Annotated in this window: 17 protein-coding genes; 8 read left to right on the top strand and 9 right to left on the bottom strand. The window is 59.6% G+C overall.

The features are described 5' to 3' along the window. Positions 1 to 9: 9 nt before the first annotated feature. Complete coding sequence (locus ACR0MI_RS11315) at positions 10 to 471, bottom strand: hypothetical protein (protein ID WP_170614729.1); 462 nt, start codon at positions 469 to 471, stop codon at positions 10 to 12. A 355-nt stretch (positions 472 to 826) separates the two neighbouring features. Between ACR0MI_RS11315 and ACR0MI_RS11310 the strand changes: the two genes are divergently transcribed. Further along, positions 827 to 1,405 (top strand): thymidine kinase, encoded by a 579-nt coding sequence (locus tag ACR0MI_RS11310; protein ID WP_170614730.1) that lies wholly within the window; start codon positions 827 to 829, stop codon positions 1,403 to 1,405. Here ACR0MI_RS11310 and ACR0MI_RS11305 read toward each other — a convergent pair. From ACR0MI_RS11305 to ACR0MI_RS11285, 5 genes are all read right to left on the bottom strand, one after another. After that, positions 1,402 to 2,352 (bottom strand): 2-hydroxyacid dehydrogenase, encoded by a 951-nt coding sequence (locus tag ACR0MI_RS11305; RefSeq protein WP_170614731.1) that lies wholly within the window; start codon positions 2,350 to 2,352, stop codon positions 1,402 to 1,404. The two genes, ACR0MI_RS11310 and ACR0MI_RS11305, sit on opposite strands and share 4 nt — an antisense overlap. Continuing rightward, a complete protein-coding gene (locus ACR0MI_RS11300; protein WP_170614732.1) occupies positions 2,352 to 2,690 on the bottom strand; it encodes a tRNA-binding protein in 339 nt (112 codons plus the stop codon). Before ACR0MI_RS11300 ends, ACR0MI_RS11305 begins: the two co-directional genes overlap by 1 nt. Beyond that, complete coding sequence (gene proC, locus ACR0MI_RS11295) at positions 2,683 to 3,498, bottom strand: pyrroline-5-carboxylate reductase (RefSeq protein ID WP_170614733.1); 816 nt, start codon at positions 3,496 to 3,498, stop codon at positions 2,683 to 2,685. The genes ACR0MI_RS11300 and proC overlap by 8 nt, the downstream gene beginning before the upstream one ends. Positions 3,499 to 3,537: 39 nt before the next feature. Further along, entirely contained in the window at positions 3,538 to 4,038 is a 501-nt protein-coding gene (locus ACR0MI_RS11290; protein WP_170614734.1) for a type III secretion system chaperone family protein, read from the bottom strand. A gap of 327 nt (positions 4,039 to 4,365) precedes the next feature. Further along, positions 4,366 to 4,614 carry an accessory factor UbiK family protein gene (locus tag ACR0MI_RS11285; RefSeq protein WP_050604795.1) on the bottom strand — a complete coding sequence of 83 codons (249 nt, stop codon included), beginning with the start codon at positions 4,612 to 4,614 and terminating at the stop codon, positions 4,366 to 4,368. Between the two features lie 98 nt (positions 4,615 to 4,712). Here ACR0MI_RS11285 and lgt point away from each other — a divergent pair, with 98 nt between their 5' ends. The 4 genes from lgt to ACR0MI_RS11265 all read left to right on the top strand — a co-directional run bounded on the left by lgt (position 4,713) and on the right by ACR0MI_RS11265 (position 8,938). Next, positions 4,713 to 5,600, top strand: a complete 888-nt coding sequence (lgt, locus tag ACR0MI_RS11280) for a prolipoprotein diacylglyceryl transferase (RefSeq protein WP_170614735.1) — start codon at positions 4,713 to 4,715, stop codon at positions 5,598 to 5,600. Then, entirely contained in the window at positions 5,597 to 6,664 is a 1,068-nt protein-coding gene (locus tag ACR0MI_RS11275; protein WP_170614736.1) for an SAM-dependent methyltransferase, read from the top strand. The genes lgt and ACR0MI_RS11275 overlap by 4 nt, the downstream gene beginning before the upstream one ends. Then, a complete protein-coding gene (gene pgeF, locus ACR0MI_RS11270; protein WP_170614737.1) occupies positions 6,661 to 7,419 on the top strand; it encodes a peptidoglycan editing factor PgeF in 759 nt (252 codons plus the stop codon). The genes ACR0MI_RS11275 and pgeF overlap by 4 nt, the downstream gene beginning before the upstream one ends. 736 nt (positions 7,420 to 8,155) lie before the next feature. Further along, complete coding sequence (locus ACR0MI_RS11265; RefSeq protein ID WP_170817183.1) at positions 8,156 to 8,938, top strand: Hint domain-containing protein; 783 nt, start codon at positions 8,156 to 8,158, stop codon at positions 8,936 to 8,938. A 117-nt stretch (positions 8,939 to 9,055) separates the two neighbouring features. On the opposite strand, the gene ACR0MI_RS11260 is transcribed toward ACR0MI_RS11265, so the two are convergent. Further along, complete coding sequence (locus tag ACR0MI_RS11260; protein ID WP_170619551.1) at positions 9,056 to 9,556, bottom strand: Lrp/AsnC family transcriptional regulator; 501 nt, start codon at positions 9,554 to 9,556, stop codon at positions 9,056 to 9,058. Between the two features lie 227 nt (positions 9,557 to 9,783). Between ACR0MI_RS11260 and trxB the strand changes: the two genes are divergently transcribed. The 3 genes from trxB to ACR0MI_RS11245 all read left to right on the top strand — a co-directional run bounded on the left by trxB (position 9,784) and on the right by ACR0MI_RS11245 (position 14,444). Next, entirely contained in the window at positions 9,784 to 10,725 is a 942-nt protein-coding gene (trxB, locus tag ACR0MI_RS11255; RefSeq protein WP_170614740.1) for a thioredoxin-disulfide reductase, read from the top strand. A gap of 123 nt (positions 10,726 to 10,848) precedes the next feature. Further along, a complete protein-coding gene (locus ACR0MI_RS11250; protein ID WP_170614741.1) occupies positions 10,849 to 12,519 on the top strand; it encodes an adenylate/guanylate cyclase domain-containing protein in 1,671 nt (556 codons plus the stop codon). Positions 12,520 to 12,725: 206 nt separating this feature from the next. Next, positions 12,726 to 14,444: a bifunctional sulfate adenylyltransferase/adenylylsulfate kinase gene (locus ACR0MI_RS11245; protein WP_170614742.1), complete on the top strand. Its 1,719-nt coding sequence runs from the start codon at positions 12,726 to 12,728 to the stop codon at positions 14,442 to 14,444. A 57-nt stretch (positions 14,445 to 14,501) separates the two neighbouring features. Here the strand turns inward: ACR0MI_RS11245 and ACR0MI_RS11240 are convergent, their stop codons facing one another. Both ACR0MI_RS11240 and ACR0MI_RS11235 read right to left on the bottom strand, forming a co-directional pair. Then, complete coding sequence (locus ACR0MI_RS11240; protein WP_170817182.1) at positions 14,502 to 15,374, bottom strand: glycosyltransferase family 10 domain-containing protein; 873 nt, start codon at positions 15,372 to 15,374, stop codon at positions 14,502 to 14,504. Then, positions 15,371 to 16,258 (bottom strand): PhzF family phenazine biosynthesis protein, encoded by an 888-nt coding sequence (locus ACR0MI_RS11235; RefSeq protein WP_170614744.1) that lies wholly within the window; start codon positions 16,256 to 16,258, stop codon positions 15,371 to 15,373. The genes ACR0MI_RS11240 and ACR0MI_RS11235 overlap by 4 nt, the downstream gene beginning before the upstream one ends. Positions 16,259 to 16,339 lie beyond the last annotated feature (81 nt).

The raw sequence follows: 16,339 nt of genomic DNA, 5'->3' as shown, positions 1-16,339 counted from the left end.
TCCGGCGGTTCAGCTGACGCTTTCTTCTTCCAGATGCAGCTTCATTTCGATCAGCACCTGCTGCAACAGGCTGGTTTCTCTCAGCAGCCGCTTTGCCTCGTTCACGGTGATGATACCGTCTTCGATGGCAGCCTGGTATTCGGTCATCAGCATCGCAAAACGCTGACTTAAGGCGATGACGTCCGAGTTCACGCCGCCGGTGCGCGGGGAGTCGGAATTCCGGCCGTCATACGACAATGTGATGTTATTGAGATCGGCCAGCGCTGAGGTAACGTGGGGAAAGCCTGCCACCGTCTCAAGCCTCGCTACGGCGTCCACCGGCATGAACCGGTCGCTGTGTTCGGCGTTGTCTGAATAGTACCGCCCAAGTGTCGCTTTGGACTTGCCCGTTATCTTACAGGCAGATTCGATTCCCACATCTTTGACCAGTGCTTCGGTATGCTTTTTCAGATAGGCCCCGATATCTGCCATTGTTTTACCTTTGTTACCTGTAATCACCCTTCAGCCGCCCGCATTTGGGGGAAAGGGTGGGGAAATTTCCCATATTCGATTCATAATTGAAATGTCATATATTGGCTATCCCTCAGATATGCGGGGATTTTGTGAGTGAGTGGCGGCATTTCAAGCCGGTAATGAGTGATCGCGGAGCTGATTCTTAGCTCCGCTCTGTTTAGGCCATATGTTGGCCGACGGCGTCGTTGTTGTGGGCGCGCGGGTTCCATCCCCAGAGAGCATCTGCTCGGCCCATGCAACCGCAACGGCGACGTCGCTTCCTCAATGCCATTGATGACTTGCCCCCTTGGTTCACCCGATTTAGACCCGGCCCATGGCAAAACTGTATTTCAACTATTCCACCATGAATGCGGGCAAATCGACCGTGTTGCTGCAGGCATCGCACAACTATCGCGAGCGGGGCATGGATACCTATCTGATGACCGCCGCGCTGGATGGACGGGCCGGTGTCGGTCGCATCGCTTCTCGCATCGGAATATCCGCCGAAGCGGATGTGTTCGCAACGGAAGACGACGTTTTTCAGATGATCCAAGATCGCCGGAACAAAGGCAAAATCGCCTGCGTCTTCGTCGATGAGGCGCAGTTTCTGACCGAGGATCAGGTATGGCAACTGGCCCGCGCGGTGGACGATCTGGATGTTCCCGTGCTGGCGTATGGGTTGCGGGTCGATTTTCTGGGAAAGCTGTTCCCGGGCTCGGCCGCCCTGCTGGCTTTGGCCGACGAAATGCGCGAGGTACGCACCATCTGCAGATGCGGACGTAAGGCGACCATGGTGATCCGGCAGGACGAAAACGGCCAGGCCATCACCGAAGGCGCACAGGTGCAGATCGGCGGCAACGAAACCTATGTTTCGCTGTGCCGCAAACACTGGCGCGAGGCGGTGGGCGTCTAAACCGGGTTGGGCAACGGACGCCCCGCAACAAAGGCCGCGACATTGTCCAGCGCCATCTGCCCCATATCGGTACGCACCTCTTCGGTGGCCGTGCCCAGATGCGGCAACAATGTCACGTTTTCCATATCACGAAGGGCCTGAGGGACGTCCGGTTCGAATTCGTATACGTCCAGACCCGCGCCCGCGATTCGGCCGTCTCGCAGGGCCACGATCAGGGCCGCCTCGTCCACGACCTCGCCCCGCGCGATGTTGATCAGCAGGCCGGACGGCTTCATCGCCTCAAGAACCTGAGTGTTGACCAGATGCCTCGTTTGCGCGCCGCCGGGGACGGCAAGCACCAGGAAATCGACAGACGCAGCAAGGTCGGTCAGTTTGGGGATGTAGTCCGCGGGAAAATCGACGTCCTTTGGGCTTCGGGACTGATAGGCAACCTGCATACCGAACCCGAAATGACAGCGCCGTGCGATGGCCTGCCCGATACGGCCCATGCCCACGATGCCGACCCGCTTGCCGGTCACGTGGTGGCCCAGCATCTGGGTCGGGTGCCACCCCCGCCAGCCAGCCGAACGGACCAGCCGCTCACCCTCGCCCGCACGGCGAGCAGTGGACAGCAAAAGGGTCATGGCGATGTCAGCGGTGGCGTCCGTGACAGCGCCAGGCGTGTTGGTAACGGCGATACCTGCCGACCGTGCCGCATCCACGTCGATATGGTTGTAACCCACGCCGAAATTGGCCAGCAGCTTGCATCGCGGTGCGGGCACCTCACCGATGATCTGCGCCGAGAACTGATCACCCAACGTCGGAACCACCAGATCGAACTCGGTCAATGCTCGATGCATTTCAGCGTGGTCAAGCGGCGTGGTTTCAGCCCTGATCAGGACGTCGAACTCGGCGCGGGCGCGGGCTTCGACGGCGGGTGTCATCGGTCGGGTGATCCAGAGCTTCATCAGTGCATCCGCCCGCCCAGCGGGACCTTGCCGTCAGGGCCGATAAGAACGATTTCGCCGTTCTCGTCCGGCAGGCCAAGCACCAGAACTTCGGACATGAAACGTCCAATCTGGCGCGGCGGAAAGTTGATCACGGCCATCACCTGTTTGCCGACAAGCCCGGCCGGGTCGTAGTGGGCCGTGACCTGAGCCGAGGTTTTGCGCTCGCCGATCTCGTCGCCGAAGTCGATCCACATCTTGATCGCGGGTTTGCGGGCCTCGGGATATGGTTCCGCGCGCACCACCTGACCCACGCGGATATCGACCTTGAGAAAGTCGTCGAAGGAAATCTCACTCACGCGACAGCTCCCTCGACCGGTTGGTTGCAGCGCCGACGGCGCGGTGCAGAAGATCCGGGAACCCGGTTTCCTCGTGCATCAGAACCTCAAGCGCGGCCTGCGTTGTCCCGTTGGGCGAGGTGACATTGATGCGCAGTTGTGCGGGGTCTTCCTCGGCGGCCATGGCCAGCGCACCGGCCCCGGCCACGGTGGATTTGGCCAGCTTCATCGCCAGTTCGTGCGGCAGGCCATGCGCCTCGCCCGCCTTGGCGAGCGCTTCGATCAGGTGGAACACATAGGCCGGACCCGAACCGCTGAGGCCGGTTACGGCATCCATCTGGTCCTCACTCTCCAGCCGGACCGTCTGTCCGATGGCCGAGAGAAGGGATTCGGCCAGATCCGCATCGGCGTCTGTGGCGTTGGCGTTGCCAATCAGCGCGGTAATGCCCTGGCGGATCGCGGCGGGCGTGTTCGGCATGGCGCGGATGATCGGGGTGCCCTGCCCCAGAACGTCCTCGAACGTGGCCAGAGAAGTTCCGGCTGCAACAGAGATGAACAGGCTGGTGCCACCGCCCAGCGCCTTGATCGCGGGCAGCGCGTCGCCCATCATCTGCGGTTTGACGGCAACAAGCACCACGGCGGGCGCTTCGGGCAACGGTGTGTTGATGTTCACGCCCTGCGCCTTGAGCCAGTCGGACGGATAAGGGTCGATAACCCAGACCGAAGATGCGGGAAGACCATGCTCAAGCCATCCGGCGAGCATGGCGGACCCCATCTTACCACATCCCAAAAGCACAAGCCCCTGATCGGCGACGCGTGACATATCCATGATTGCCCCTCTCGTAACGTAACGATTCAGGGCAAAGCTTTACGCGCGGCCGTAGGCCTCTGCAATGGCGACCTGAATGGCCTCTTCCGGGGTACGGTTGCCCCACGTGACCAGTTGTATCGCCGGGTAATACCGCTCGGCGCTGAGAACGGCGGCGTTGATCATCGTATCGATCTGCTCGGCGCTGGCCATCTGGCCGCCCGCCAGCACCAGACCATAGCGGTAGACCATCAGTTTCTGGTTGGCCCAGTAGGTAAATGCCCCAGCCCAGCACTGATCGTTCATCTTGTTGAGCAGCTCGTAAAGCTGCATTTCCCGTTCGGCCGGCGGTTCCATTTCGAACGAACAGACCATCCGCAGTGTTTCGTCATAGTTGGACCAGGCCAGCGTGATCGAATAGGTCCGCCACTGGCCTTCGACGGCCATGGCAATCTGGTCATCGCCGATGCGGTCAAAATCCCAGTCGTGGTGTTCGGCCAGATGTTCAACAATATCAATCGGATGAAGGTCTTCTTCTAGAAACTGTTCGGAAAGGGCCATAATGCCACCTCGCTCCTTCTCTAGCATTTCGGGGCTGGCAGCGCCCCATTGCTAGTTGCCTGCTCTACAAGCCGGGCTTCCCCCTTGGGCCTGTACTAAATATGGTGCGATGTGGTTGATATTCTGACAACCCCCATTCTTGGGGATAACAGCAATAAGTTGTGGACAGCCTGCAACGGCATCCAAAATATTGGCACTTTGCCCAGCTTTTTCTTGATTTAATTCTGCGACGCGTCAAAATACACCGCATCGCACAACCCGTTAATTCGGATTGCGCGGCAGATAATTTTGTCGTGAAAACTTGGTCAACGCGGCGCGAACGGAACGTTACTTGTCCAGTTTCGCCTCAAGCGCTGCAATCCGCGCTTCGAGCGCCGCATTTTCTTCGCGCGCTTTCTGGGCCATGGCACGGACGGCATCGAATTCTTCGCGGGTGACGAAATCACGGTCGGCCAGCCAGCGGTCGATCATCGACTTCATCGCATTTTCGGCCTCTTCCCGCGCGCCCTGCGCCACGCCCATCGCGTTGGTCATCAGCTGGGATACGTCGTCCAGGATTTTGTTGCGGGTTTGCATGTCTCTAACTCCGGTTTCGCGGTTGGTCCCTATATGGGTAAAGAATGAGCCGGACTCAAGGTTGACTTGCCCTGCAAAGCCCGGGCAATGAGACGCACATGCAGGCTATTCTGAATTTTCCCGATCTGTCGCCCGAATTGTTCTCGATCTCGCTGTTCGGGATGGAGTTCGCGCTGCGATGGTACGCACTGGCTTACATCGCCGGCATTCTGATCGCGTGGCGGATGGCGCTGTCCGCGTTGCGTCGCCCTGCCCTGTGGCCCGGCGAGGTGCCGCCTCTGCGCAAGGAACAGCTGGAGGATCTGGTCACGTGGATCATCCTTGGCGTCATTCTGGGCGGACGGCTGGGGTTCGTGCTGTTTTATCAGCCCGGATACTACCTGTCGCATCCGCTGGATATCCTGAAAGTCTGGCAAGGCGGCATGGCCTTTCACGGCGGATTGCTGGGCGTGGTTGTCGCCGCATATCTTTATGCAAGGCGGCATAATATACCGGCGCTGTCTCTGGCCGATCTGATCGCCCACACCGTACCGCCGGGATTGTTGCTTGGGCGACTGGCAAATTTCATCAATGCGGAACTCTGGGGGCGGCCAAGCGATGCGCCATGGGCTGTGATCTTTCCCGGCATGGCCGCGCAGGACTGCCCCGGCGTTGTGGCGGGCATGTGCGCGCGCCACCCTTCACAATTGTATGAGGCTGCACTTGAAGGCATCCTGCTTGGCGCGCTTTTGCTGTGGCTGGCCTATCGGCGCGGGGCGTTCCGCAAACCCGGCCTGATCATGGGCGTGTTTCTGGCCGGATACGGCGCGTCGCGTTTTATAGTCGAGTTCTTCCGCCAGCCGGATGCGCAGTTTGTTTCTCCCGGCAACCCGTTGGGTCTTGCGTGGCATGTGGGCGGCTATGGGCTGACGATGGGACAGTTGTTGTCTTTGCCGATGATCGCTCTTGGCCTGTGGTTTGCCCTGCGTGCCCGGGCGGCGAAATGACCCTGACCGATCACCTGCTGGCACGGATCGGGCAGGACGGCCCGATGACGATTGCCGATTACATGAGCGAATGCCTGCTGCATCCTGATTTGGGATACTACACAACCCGCGACCCGCTGGGCGTGCAGGGCGATTTCATTACCGCACCCGAAATAAGCCAGATGTTCGGAGAAATGCTCGGCTTGTGCCTGGCGCAAAGCTGGCTGGATCAGGGAAGTCCGTCGCGGATTGCATTGGTTGAACTCGGTCCCGGTCGCGGAACCCTGATGGCCGATATCCTGCGCGCGACGCGGGAGGTTCCCGGCTTTCATGACGCGGCGCGGGTGCTGTTGCTGGAGGCATCACCCACACTGCGCGCCATGCAGGCGGAGACTCTGAAGGACTACGCACCCGTTTGGATCGACGCGATCGATGAATTGCCAAGCCTTCCCACTTATCTTGTAGCTAATGAGTTCTTTGATGCCCTGCCCATCCGGCAATTCCTGCGTGACGGCGAGGGTTGGCGCGAGCGTCTGATCGGCGCGGATCAGGGTGCGCTGCATTTTGGTCTGGGGCCATTGGGGTCGCAAATTGCCCTGCAAGACCGGCTTGAGGATACAATGGATGGCGATTTGGTCGAGCTTTGCGCAGCTGCGGCGCCTTATCTCACCGAAATTGCCGGTCGCATAGCGGCGTATGGAGGAGTTGGCCTGATCGTGGATTACGGCGACTGGCGATCGCTGGGCGACACGTTGCAGGCGCTGCGCGGGCATCAGCGGTCAGACGTGCTGACGGATCCGGGCCAGGCCGACCTGACGGCTCATGTTGATTTCGAACCCCTTGCAGCGGCCAGCCGGACAGCGGGCTGTGCCCACACGCGCCTGACCCCACAGGGCGTTTTCCTTGAGCGGCTGGGGATAACGGCACGCGCGCAAAGACTGGCTCAATCATTAACCGGTCCGGCGCTGGATTCGCTGGTCTCGGCACATCGCCGGTTGACGCATCCCGAGGAAATGGGAAACCTGTTCAAAGTGCTGGGCCTCTATCCGGCAAACGCTTCTCCACCACCGGGACTGGAACCATGACGCTCGAGATTCTGACATCTGATCTTCTGTCCCCTGTCCGCCATGGGTTTTTCAGCCGCCGCGGCGGGGCGTCATCCGGAATCTTCTCGGGGCTGAACTGCGGGTACGGGTCGTCTGACCAGACCGACGTCGTAACCGTGAACCGCAGCCGGGTGGCCGATGCGATGGCAGTTACCCCCGACGCGCTGATCAGTGTGCATCAGGTGCATTCCCCAACCGTCCTGACGGTCGATGCCCCGGTTACCGGTGAGAAGCCAAAGGCGGACGCGGTTGTGACTGCAATGCCCGGGCTGGCCCTGACGATCCTGACGGCCGACTGCCAGCCAGTGCTGTTTGCTGATCCAAACGCAAATGTGATCGGGGCCGCACATGCCGGGTGGCGCGGTGCCCTGGATGGTGTGCTGGAAGCCACGTTGGAGGCCATGGTGGCCCTGGGCGCGCGCCGCGAAGACACCATTGCGGTGATAGGCCCCACGATCTCGCAACGCGCATATGAGGTCGGGCCGGAGTTTTTGGATGACTTTGCCGCGGACTCGCCCGATAACATGCGGTTTTTCGTAAATGGGCAAGGCGATCGACTTCATTTCGATCTGCCCGCCTTTGGCCTGCACCGGCTGCGGGCGGCGGGTATCGGGCAGGCGGAATGGACACGGCATTGCACCTATTCCGACCCTGAAAGGTTCTATTCCTACCGCCGGTCGACACACGCCAAAGAGGCGGACTACGGGCGCCTGATTTCCGCGATCAGATTGTAGTTTTAGACAAGATTAAGGCAATTTTGCCGCTTTTCCGCCACATTTTTGGTGTTTATTCCAATCAGAATCGAACGGAAATTATTGTCCGCTGTCAAACAGTTATACGTTTTGACCTTTGATTGGCGCGGCAATGTTAACAAAAGGGAACCGCTTACCTTCAATTTGTCCTCAATTGATCCCGGATCAGCCTTATCGGTGCCGCAAATCAGCGTCACAAATGGTTCACACAAGGGAAAACGGGCCTAAGCCCCAATAATTGAGCAGGACAAAGTTATGAAGACGAGATCACGCTTTCTAAGCGCTGTTTTCGCGGCGATCAGGGATCAAAACCCTGACATGCCATGGAAGCGAGTTTCCAGCAGATCTGTCAGAGTTGCACGCCGTCTGGCGGCGCGGCGCTGATCATGAAGGCCCGCGGAACCATGCTGCCGGTTCCAAGGGCTAATACGTGCAACGGGAGGGTGCTCCGGCCCGATGCACGAGCTGCCACGACCATACTGCGTGGCGCTGATACGGGGCGTGTGTGCGTGAACAATTTCAGTTTGCGTTTGTGTGAGTTTGTCTGGGGGGTCAATGTGTTGACCAAAGTTATGCGATATTGCGTCGCGACGCGCGGGAATTCCGACTGCCGTCCTGTGGTCTCTCGTTTCATTCAAGACAAAGAACAACACCGATCTGGTGGGTCTGCCCTAGGGTTCGGCCTGCATGACCGGTATTTAGAGGGGACGGAATAAATATGACTATTCCAAATTCATTGGCACGCGCCGCCAGAAATGCCGTCGAAACGTCGGCGATGCTGCGCGAAGCCCAACAACCGCCAGTAAAGGCAAAGGCGCAGCTGCGGCGCTACGAAGTCAGCACCTTGCTGAAAAACGGTGAAGTTTCGCAAACCCGCCACATCGCACCGGCGCTGCCCATGTTCGAGGACGCGTTCTGCGCTTTCACGCGCGGTTCGCTGGTCGATACCGAACGCGGACCGATTGCAATCGAAGATCTGATGCCGGGGGATACGGTCCTGACACAGGATGGCACCTCGGAAACCGTGCTGTGGAAAGGATCCGTCACGCTGATTCCAGGACGCGAAGATTCTCGCGGCCGGACGCGGCCATTGACCCGGATCATGGCCGACACGTTCGGGATGCAGAAGCCGATGTCCGGTGTCATCGCCGGACCAGCAGCCCGGCTGCTGGGCTGCCCGGCCCATTTGCGCCACCTGCATGGCGGCGCGCCGATTCTGGCACCGGTTCGGGAGTTCCAGGACGGAATGGGCGTTATCGAAACATTGCCGCCCACTCCGGTCGAACTGTTTCATATCTGCCTCAAATGGCATTCGGTGATAAGTGTTGATGGGTTGTCTTTTGAGTCTTATCATCCAGGTGTTAATGCTGTTCGGATGATCAGCCACTCTTTGCGGTCGATCTATTTGAACCTGTTTGCTCATATCGAGTCGCTCAACGATTTTGGCCCGCTGCTGATGCCGCGCGCCGGAGATGGAGAGGTGGACGCGATATCAGCGTGAAATGTTAACGATTACTGCATAGTGGGGGCATAATGCAGCTAATACTCAGTTGGATCTTATCTTTGGCGGTCGCCGCAATGCTGCCGCCGGTTACGGCACATCCAAAACGCGCGGGGGTTACGCCGTCCGGTTCATTCGTTCTTCCAGAACGTCGAAGGGCACGCCGGGCTCGTCTTTTGCGCCGCGGATGACAAGCGACGTCTTGACGCTGGCCACGTTCGGCGTGGTCAGCAAGTCGCCTGTCAGAAACTGCTGAAAGCTGCTGAGATCTGGCGCAACGCATTTCAGGATGAAATCGACTTCGCCGTTCAGCATGTGGCATTCGCGGACCAGTGGCCATTCCCGGCACCGATTTTCGAACGCGCTGAGTTCGGATTCGGCCTGGCTTTCGAGCCCGACCATGGCAAAGACCTGCACTTCGAACCCAAGTTCGCGGGCGTTGACGTCGGCGTGGTAGCCGTGGATCAGGCCTGATTCCTCGAGCGTGCGCACTCGGCGCAGACACGGCGGGGCCGATATTCCCACGCGTTTGGCCAGTTCTACATTGGTCATGCGACCGTCTGCCTGCAATTCCGCCAGAATTTTGCGGTCAATCTCATCCAGCCGTGTGGCGACCATGGAATGCTCCTGAATTTTCAGTTGTTATATCAGCGCCCAGCTAATGCGCAATATTATTTCACCGCCGCGCAATATTGTTTATTTGTAATGCAAAATTGATCGACAACGCCTGACCTGCCTGCCGTACAGGAACCGTCAGGAAGGGGCTTTAAGCCCGATCAAGCGGTCGCTATATCCACCCTCAACGGGCCGAGCGCCCACATCAGGCAGATCGAGTTGGGGGTACCATGGCCGACACAAAACACACCAAGGTTCTGATCATCGGGTCGGGACCGGCCGGATACACGGCCGGCGTTTATGCGAGCCGGGCAATGCTGGAGCCGATCCTGGTACAGGGGATCGAGCCCGGCGGCCAGCTGACCACCACAACCGATGTCGAGAACTATCCCGGCTTTACCGAGGTGCAGGGCCCCGATCTGATGATCAAGATGCAGGAACACGCAGCGGCGATGGGCTGCGAGATCATCGGCGACATCATCAGCGATCTGGATATCAGCAAGCGCCCGTTCACCGCGAAGGGTGACAGCGGCACGGTTTACACGGCAGACGCGGTCATTCTTGCCACTGGCGCCCGCGCCAAGTGGCTTGGCCTGCCCTCGGAAGACAAGTTCAAGGGCTTTGGCGTATCTGCCTGCGCCACCTGCGACGGGTTCTTCTATCGTGGACAGGAGATCGTGGTGATCGGTGGCGGCAATACCGCCGTCGAAGAGGCGCTGTTCCTGACCAACTTTGCAAGCAAGGTCACGCTGATTCACCGCCGGGATGAACTGCGGGCAGAAAAAATCCTGCAGGATCGCCTGTTCAAAAACGAAAAGATCGAGGCGCTGTGGTTCCATGAACTGGACGAGGTGATCGGAACCGATGCTCCGCTGGGCGTGGAAGGCGTGCGCGTGAAGAACGTGAAAACCGGCGAGATCACGGAAATTCCTTGCAAGGGCGTATTCGTGGCCATCGGCCACGCTCCGGCCAACGAACTGGTCAAGGACACGCTGGAAACCCATATGGGTGGCTATGTCGTGACCAAACCGGGGTCCAGCGAAACCTCGGTTCCCGGTGTTTTCGCTGCGGGTGACCTGACGGACCATATCTATCGCCAGGCCGTCACCAGCGCCGGAATGGGTTGCATGGCCGCACTGGACGCCGAGCGTTTCCTGGCCGAACAGGAATAAGCAATTGGCTGAATTCACCAGCGCCGCACGGTGAATTCAGTCCTTCGCCCGATGGCCGTCTTGACCGCCGCCCTACCCCGTATCAGACTTTGGGGCACGAAAGGCCGGATATGGGTGGCATCATTGAGTAACGTTCTGTGGCGCGGCGGATGGGCTACCCGTCTTCGGATCGGCAGCGGCCTTGTCCTGTTTACCTTTGCCTTCTTCCATTTCATCAACATTGGCCTGGGCCTGTTTCACACGGATTACCTGCATGGCATGCAGGATGGGCGTCAGGCTGTGACCCGGCACGATGCCGGGGCAATCCTTCTGTATGCGGCGCTGTTCACCCATGCCGGTCTGGCGCTTTATTCCATCGCCCAGCGCAGAACCCTGCGCATGCCGTTCAGCACAGGATTGCAGGTTGTTCTGGGGTTGCTGATCCCGCTGCAGCTGATCTCTCACATTGTTCATACACGGTATGCGCACGAGATTTTCGATGTGAATGACGAGATGGGCTATATCATCATCCTGATGTGGCCCAGCATCGCGATCTGGATGCAAAGCCTGTTGCTGTTGTTGGTCTGGATACATGGCTGCATCGGTTTGCATATGTGGCTGCGCCTGACCCGTTGGTGGTCACGGGCCGTACCCTATCTGATTGGATTGGCCGTATTCATCCCGACTTTTGCGCTTGCGGGGCTGCTGACCGAGGGTCGGCGACTGTGGTTGGATTTCGCTGATGACGACCTGCGCGAGCAGTATATCGAGCACTACAACTGGCCCTCCCCCGAAGCTTTCCAAACCATGTTCGGTGTCAAGAACACCTCGCTACTGGTGTTTTGGATTGCCCTTGGGGCGACGCTGCTGATCTATTTCGGGCGCAAGATGTGGCGGCGCAGGCATTCGGTGCGTGTCCGGTATGTGGACGGCCCCGAGGTAGTGGCAGAGAAAGGCATGACCCTGCTTGAGATTTCTCAGGCCAACGGCATCCCGCACACCGCATTGTGCGGCGGCAAGGGGCGTTGCACCACCTGCCGCGTGATTGTCGAGAAAGGCGCCGACGATCTTCCGTCCCCCAGTGCAGTCGAGGCACGTAGTCTGAGCGCTGTAAATGCGCCGCAGGGCGCGCGCCTGGCCTGTCAGATTCGCCCGACCGAACCCGCAACCGTGTTCCGCATGTTCCGCCCTGAAGGCCGCCGCGGGCGCGCGCATGCCAGTCAGGGAAAAGAACGCCAGCTTGCCGTGCTGTTTCTGGACATGCGCGGGTTCACCGCGCGCACGACCGGCCAGTTGCCCTATGATATTGTGTTCCTTCTGAACCGCTTCTTTGACGCGATCGTGCCGCCCATCACTGCCCAGGGCGGTGTTGTCGACAAGTACATGGGCGACGGGCTGCTGGCCGTGTTTGAAACGCCGGATACCGCAAGCTCGGCCCGGGCCGGGCTGAAGGCGGCCGCCGAGATCAGCCAGGCGCTGCAGCAGTTCAACCGTCTGCTTGAGGGCGAAGGTGCCCCGGGTGTCCGGATCGGCATGGGGTTGCATCTGGGCGATCTGGTACTGGGCGAGATCGGCGCTGCCGGTTCGGCTTCGCGCACCATTATCGGGGATGCCGTGAACGTGGCCAGCCGGTTGGAAGCCGAAACCAAGGCACTGGGTGCGGAACTGCTGGTGTCCGAGACGCTTTTGCAGGCGGCAGAGTTTGATTACAGCGTTTCAGACATCCACTTTTTCGAGTTGCGCGGTGTGAGCCACCCGGTGCCGGCCCTGACCGTCAAACGTGCATCGGAACTTGAGCTGAGCGTCGCGGCATAGGAACACATTCGCTGAATGCGGCGGAATTGTTGCCAATTTGAAGAACCTCGATCGCAATTGCATTCCAAACATGGAAAATCCTTCCAATCCGGGAGAATTCGACGCATATCGTCCTTTGTTTCATGAAGGTATATGGACTCCGGGCTTGCATCGGGGCACATGCGCCGCGACGACAGGCAACACCACACTGTAATAAGAGTATTCTGATGACGATGTTAAGCAATCTGGCACCGATCCCTGAACTGTACGTATCCTATGACTCGGCCCAGAAACTGAAGGTCGAAGCCGCCGATCTGACAAGCTGGGACCTGAGCCCGCGCCAGATCTGCGATCTGGAGCTGCTGATGAATGGCGGGTTCAACCCGCTCAAGGGTTTCCTGTCCGAGGCCGACTACGACAACGTCGTGGAAAACATGCGTCTGGCTGACGGCACCCTGTGGCCGATGCCGATTACGCTGGATGTCAGCGAAGATTTTGCCGAGAACATCGAACTGGGTCAGGACATTGCCCTGCGCGACCAGGAAGGCGTCATTCTGGGCACCATGACCGTGACCGACCGCTGGACACCGGACAAGGTGCGTGAGGCCGAGAAAGTCTTTGGCGCGGACGACGATGCGCACCCGGCCGTGAACTATCTGCACAACGTGGCCGGCAAGGTATATCTGGGCGGCCCCGTGGTTGGCATTCAGCAACCGGTCCACTACGATTTCCGCGCCCGTCGCGACACCCCGAACGAGCTGCGCGCCTATTTCCGCAAGCTGGGCTGGCGCCGCATCGTGGCGTTCCAGACCCGCAACCCGCTGCACCGCGCGCACCAGGAACTGACCTTCCGCGCCGCCAAGGAGGCGCAGGCCAACCTGCTGATCCATCCGGTTGTCGGCATGACCAAGCCGGGCGATGTCGATCACTTTACCCGCGTGCGCTGCTACGAGGCGGTACTGGACAAGTATCCCGCATCCACCACATCGATGTCGCTGCTGAACCTGGCGATGCGCATGGCCGGCCCGCGCGAGGCGGTCTGGCACGGCCTGATCCGCGCCAACCACGGCTGCACTCATTTCATCGTGGGCCGCGACCATGCCGGCCCCGGCAAGAACAGCCAGGGCGAGGATTTCTATGGCCCCTACGACGCACAGGATCTGTTCCGCCAGTTTCAGGACGAAATCGGCGTCGAGATGGTCGACTTCAAACACATGGTCTATGTACAGGAGCGTGCTCAGTACGAGCCGAATGACGAGATCCTGGACAAGGACAAGGTCACGATCCTGAACATCTCGGGCACCGAACTGCGCCGCCGTCTGGCCGAAGGTCTGGAAATCCCCGAATGGTTCAGTTTCCCCGAAGTTGTTGCCGAACTGCGCAAGACCAAGCCGCCGCGCAGCCAGCAGGGCTTTACGGTGTTTTTCACCGGCTTCTCGGGCTCGGGCAAATCCACCATCGCCAACGCGCTTATGGTTAAGCTGATGGAAATGGGCGGCCGCCCGGTGACTTTGCTGGACGGTGACATTGTGCGTAAAAACCTGTCATCGGAACTGGGCTTCTCCAAGGAACACCGCGACCTGAACATCCGCCGCATCGGCTATGTGGCGTCCGAAATCACCAAGAACGGAGGCATCGCCATCTGCGCGCCGATCGCGCCCTACGCCACAACCCGCCGCGCGGTTCGCGAGGAGATCGAACAGTTCGGCGCGTTCTGCGAGGTTCACGTGGCCACCACGATCGAGGAATGCGAGCGCCGCGACCGCAAGGGCCTGTACAAGCTGGCGCGGGAAGGCAAGATCAAGGAATTCACCGGCATCTCGGACCCTTACGATGTACCGCAGAACCCGGAACTGCGCGTCGAAACCGAAAATGTCGAGGTCGACAACTGCGCCCACCAGGTTCTGTTGAAACTGGAAAGCATGGGCTTGATTGCGGCGACCTGAGCCGGTTTCAGAACCTGAACATGAAAGCCCCCGGTCTTTGCCGGGGGTTTTCTCGTCTTAACTTCCGGAATTCAGTTCCGCGCGCAGCGCCTCGACTGCGCGGCGCTCGAAGGCGCCAAATTCGGCGGCTTTGGCCTGAATGGCCTGCACATGCGGCAGACGGGCGGTGAAATCCTCTGGCGATACAGCCGCAATCGCCTGCTGAATCTCAACCTTGGATTCGCACAGGATCATGCCCGAAGTGTCCATGAAGTCGTCGATATTCGGGCATCCCCAGTAGATTGGCACGGTAGAACACAGGATCGCATCGATCAGCTTTTCCGAGAAGTAGTTCCGTTCCCGGACGTTCTCGATAACCACCGAGTACCGGTATGGGGCCAGACCATCGGACTTGTTTTCAAACGGTTTGTAACCCCGGCCCATTACATCGACATCCGCGCCACTTTCCCGGACCCAGTCAATCAGTTCGTGCCGCAATTCATGCCCAACCTGATCCCGTTTGGCCGACGCGATGAGGGAACAGGAGCGGTTTTTTTCAATTTTCAGATCCTGCCAGTCCGACACCTGCGTATCGCCGTAGGGCAGGAACACGGCGTTCGGGATGGTCTGCAGAAGGATGTCGTGAAAGGTGAACACCCGGAAAAAACGGCGATGGGTCCAACGCAGCATCCGGTCGTGCTTGGCGTGAATGGCCGAAGGTTCCCCCATCATCAACGAAATGCGCGCGCGTGTGCCGCGGCGCAGGCGCAGATGTACGGTAGAGTTGGGGTACATGATCAGGTGATCGGTGCGCTTGAGGTCGCCGATGGTCTTGCCGGTCAGGCGCTCCGGGCAGCCTTCAGGCCAAATGAGATCGGACAGTGGAACTGCCCGCAGTTTCGGACCCAGACGGTGGCCGTATGGCAAAACGGCAATCGCGGGACGGGTCATTGCAACATCTCAGGCATGTCGACCTGACCACGCATCAGGACATGGCCGCGACCGGCAACCCTGATCCCGGTCATCGCGTCCGGGGGACCGACTCGCGTGACAGTCGCCTGCCCGGGGCGGCCCATGTCGTGCCCCTGCTCTGCCACAAAGCTGTCCTTCGGCATCAGGCCGTATTTCCACAGGTAAGCCGCCATGGCGCCCGTGGCCGAGCCGGTGAACGGATCCTCTGGCGGGCTGGGTGGCGCCAGCAGCAGGCGCGAGAATGTGTCACCGACAGACGTTGCACCCTTCAGCGTCACAAGGAAGGGTTCGGCCATATCTGAGCCCGAAAAACCTGCCTTCTCGGCTACCTTGCGCAGAGGCTCTTCGGACAGTTTTGCGGCGCGCAGGGCATCATGATCGCCTAGCACGGTGATGCAGAACGGCAATCCGGTCGACACGAACTGGGGCGGGGAGATGATGGCGCTTTCAGGCAGGCCGATCGCGGCGGCAACAAGTTCCGCCGGCACGTGCTGGCCAAATTGGGGGGCAACCTGCGTCATCTCAATTTCATCGCCGCTCAGGCGGATCGATACGATCCCTGCCCCGGTTTCCAGCGTCAGGCAGTCACCTTCGAACAACCCACGCGACCGCATGGCTGCAACCGTGGCGATGGTGGGATGCCCGGCAAATGGGATTTCGCGGCTGGCCAGGAAGTAACGCACATGCACATCCGCGACTTCCGAAGGGCCGGTGAAGGTGCATTCCACAAGCGAGGTTTCGCGGACATAGGCCATGCACACTTCCTGCGGCAATACGGCACCACCGTGGACCACGGCACAACCGTTTCCGCCAAATGCCCGGTCGCTGAAGGCGTCTACCCAGTCAAAATCGAACCAGCTCATGCGTCACTTTCCCCGAACCATATGAATTACGGGCGCATCCGGCCCTTCCGGTTCGCATATGTCGCCGCTATGGCGGTCATT

Source organism: Ruegeria sp. D4, assembly GCF_056534475.1.
This window is presented reverse-complemented; position numbering and strand designations above follow the sequence as displayed.

Bases quoted from the DNA above. Each gene is read 5' to 3' on its own strand.
- ACR0MI_RS11310 (WP_170614730.1), top strand. From the start codon at position 827: ATGGCAAAACTGTATTTCAACTATTCCACCATGAATGCGGGCAAATCG.
- ACR0MI_RS11260 (WP_170619551.1), bottom strand. From the start codon at position 9,556: ATGGTCGCCACACGGCTGGATGAGATTGACCGCAAAATTCTGGCGGAA.
- proC (WP_170614733.1), bottom strand. From the start codon at position 3,498: ATGGATATGTCACGCGTCGCCGATCAGGGGCTTGTGCTTTTGGGATGT.
- ACR0MI_RS11245 (WP_170614742.1), top strand. From the start codon at position 12,726: ATGACGATGTTAAGCAATCTGGCACCGATCCCTGAACTGTACGTATCC.
- lgt (WP_170614735.1), top strand. From the start codon at position 4,713: ATGCAGGCTATTCTGAATTTTCCCGATCTGTCGCCCGAATTGTTCTCG.
- ACR0MI_RS11235 (WP_170614744.1), bottom strand. From the start codon at position 16,258: ATGAGCTGGTTCGATTTTGACTGGGTAGACGCCTTCAGCGACCGGGCA.
- pgeF (WP_170614737.1), top strand. From the start codon at position 6,661: ATGACGCTCGAGATTCTGACATCTGATCTTCTGTCCCCTGTCCGCCAT.
- trxB (WP_170614740.1), top strand. From the start codon at position 9,784: ATGGCCGACACAAAACACACCAAGGTTCTGATCATCGGGTCGGGACCG.
- ACR0MI_RS11265 (WP_170817183.1), top strand. From the start codon at position 8,156: ATGACTATTCCAAATTCATTGGCACGCGCCGCCAGAAATGCCGTCGAA.
- ACR0MI_RS11285 (WP_050604795.1), bottom strand. From the start codon at position 4,614: ATGCAAACCCGCAACAAAATCCTGGACGACGTATCCCAGCTGATGACC.
- ACR0MI_RS11275 (WP_170614736.1), top strand. From the start codon at position 5,597: ATGACCCTGACCGATCACCTGCTGGCACGGATCGGGCAGGACGGCCCG.
- ACR0MI_RS11305 (WP_170614731.1), bottom strand. From the start codon at position 2,352: ATGAAGCTCTGGATCACCCGACCGATGACACCCGCCGTCGAAGCCCGC.
- ACR0MI_RS11240 (WP_170817182.1), bottom strand. From the start codon at position 15,374: ATGACCCGTCCCGCGATTGCCGTTTTGCCATACGGCCACCGTCTGGGT.
- ACR0MI_RS11315 (WP_170614729.1), bottom strand. From the start codon at position 471: ATGGCAGATATCGGGGCCTATCTGAAAAAGCATACCGAAGCACTGGTC.
- ACR0MI_RS11290 (WP_170614734.1), bottom strand. From the start codon at position 4,038: ATGGCCCTTTCCGAACAGTTTCTAGAAGAAGACCTTCATCCGATTGAT.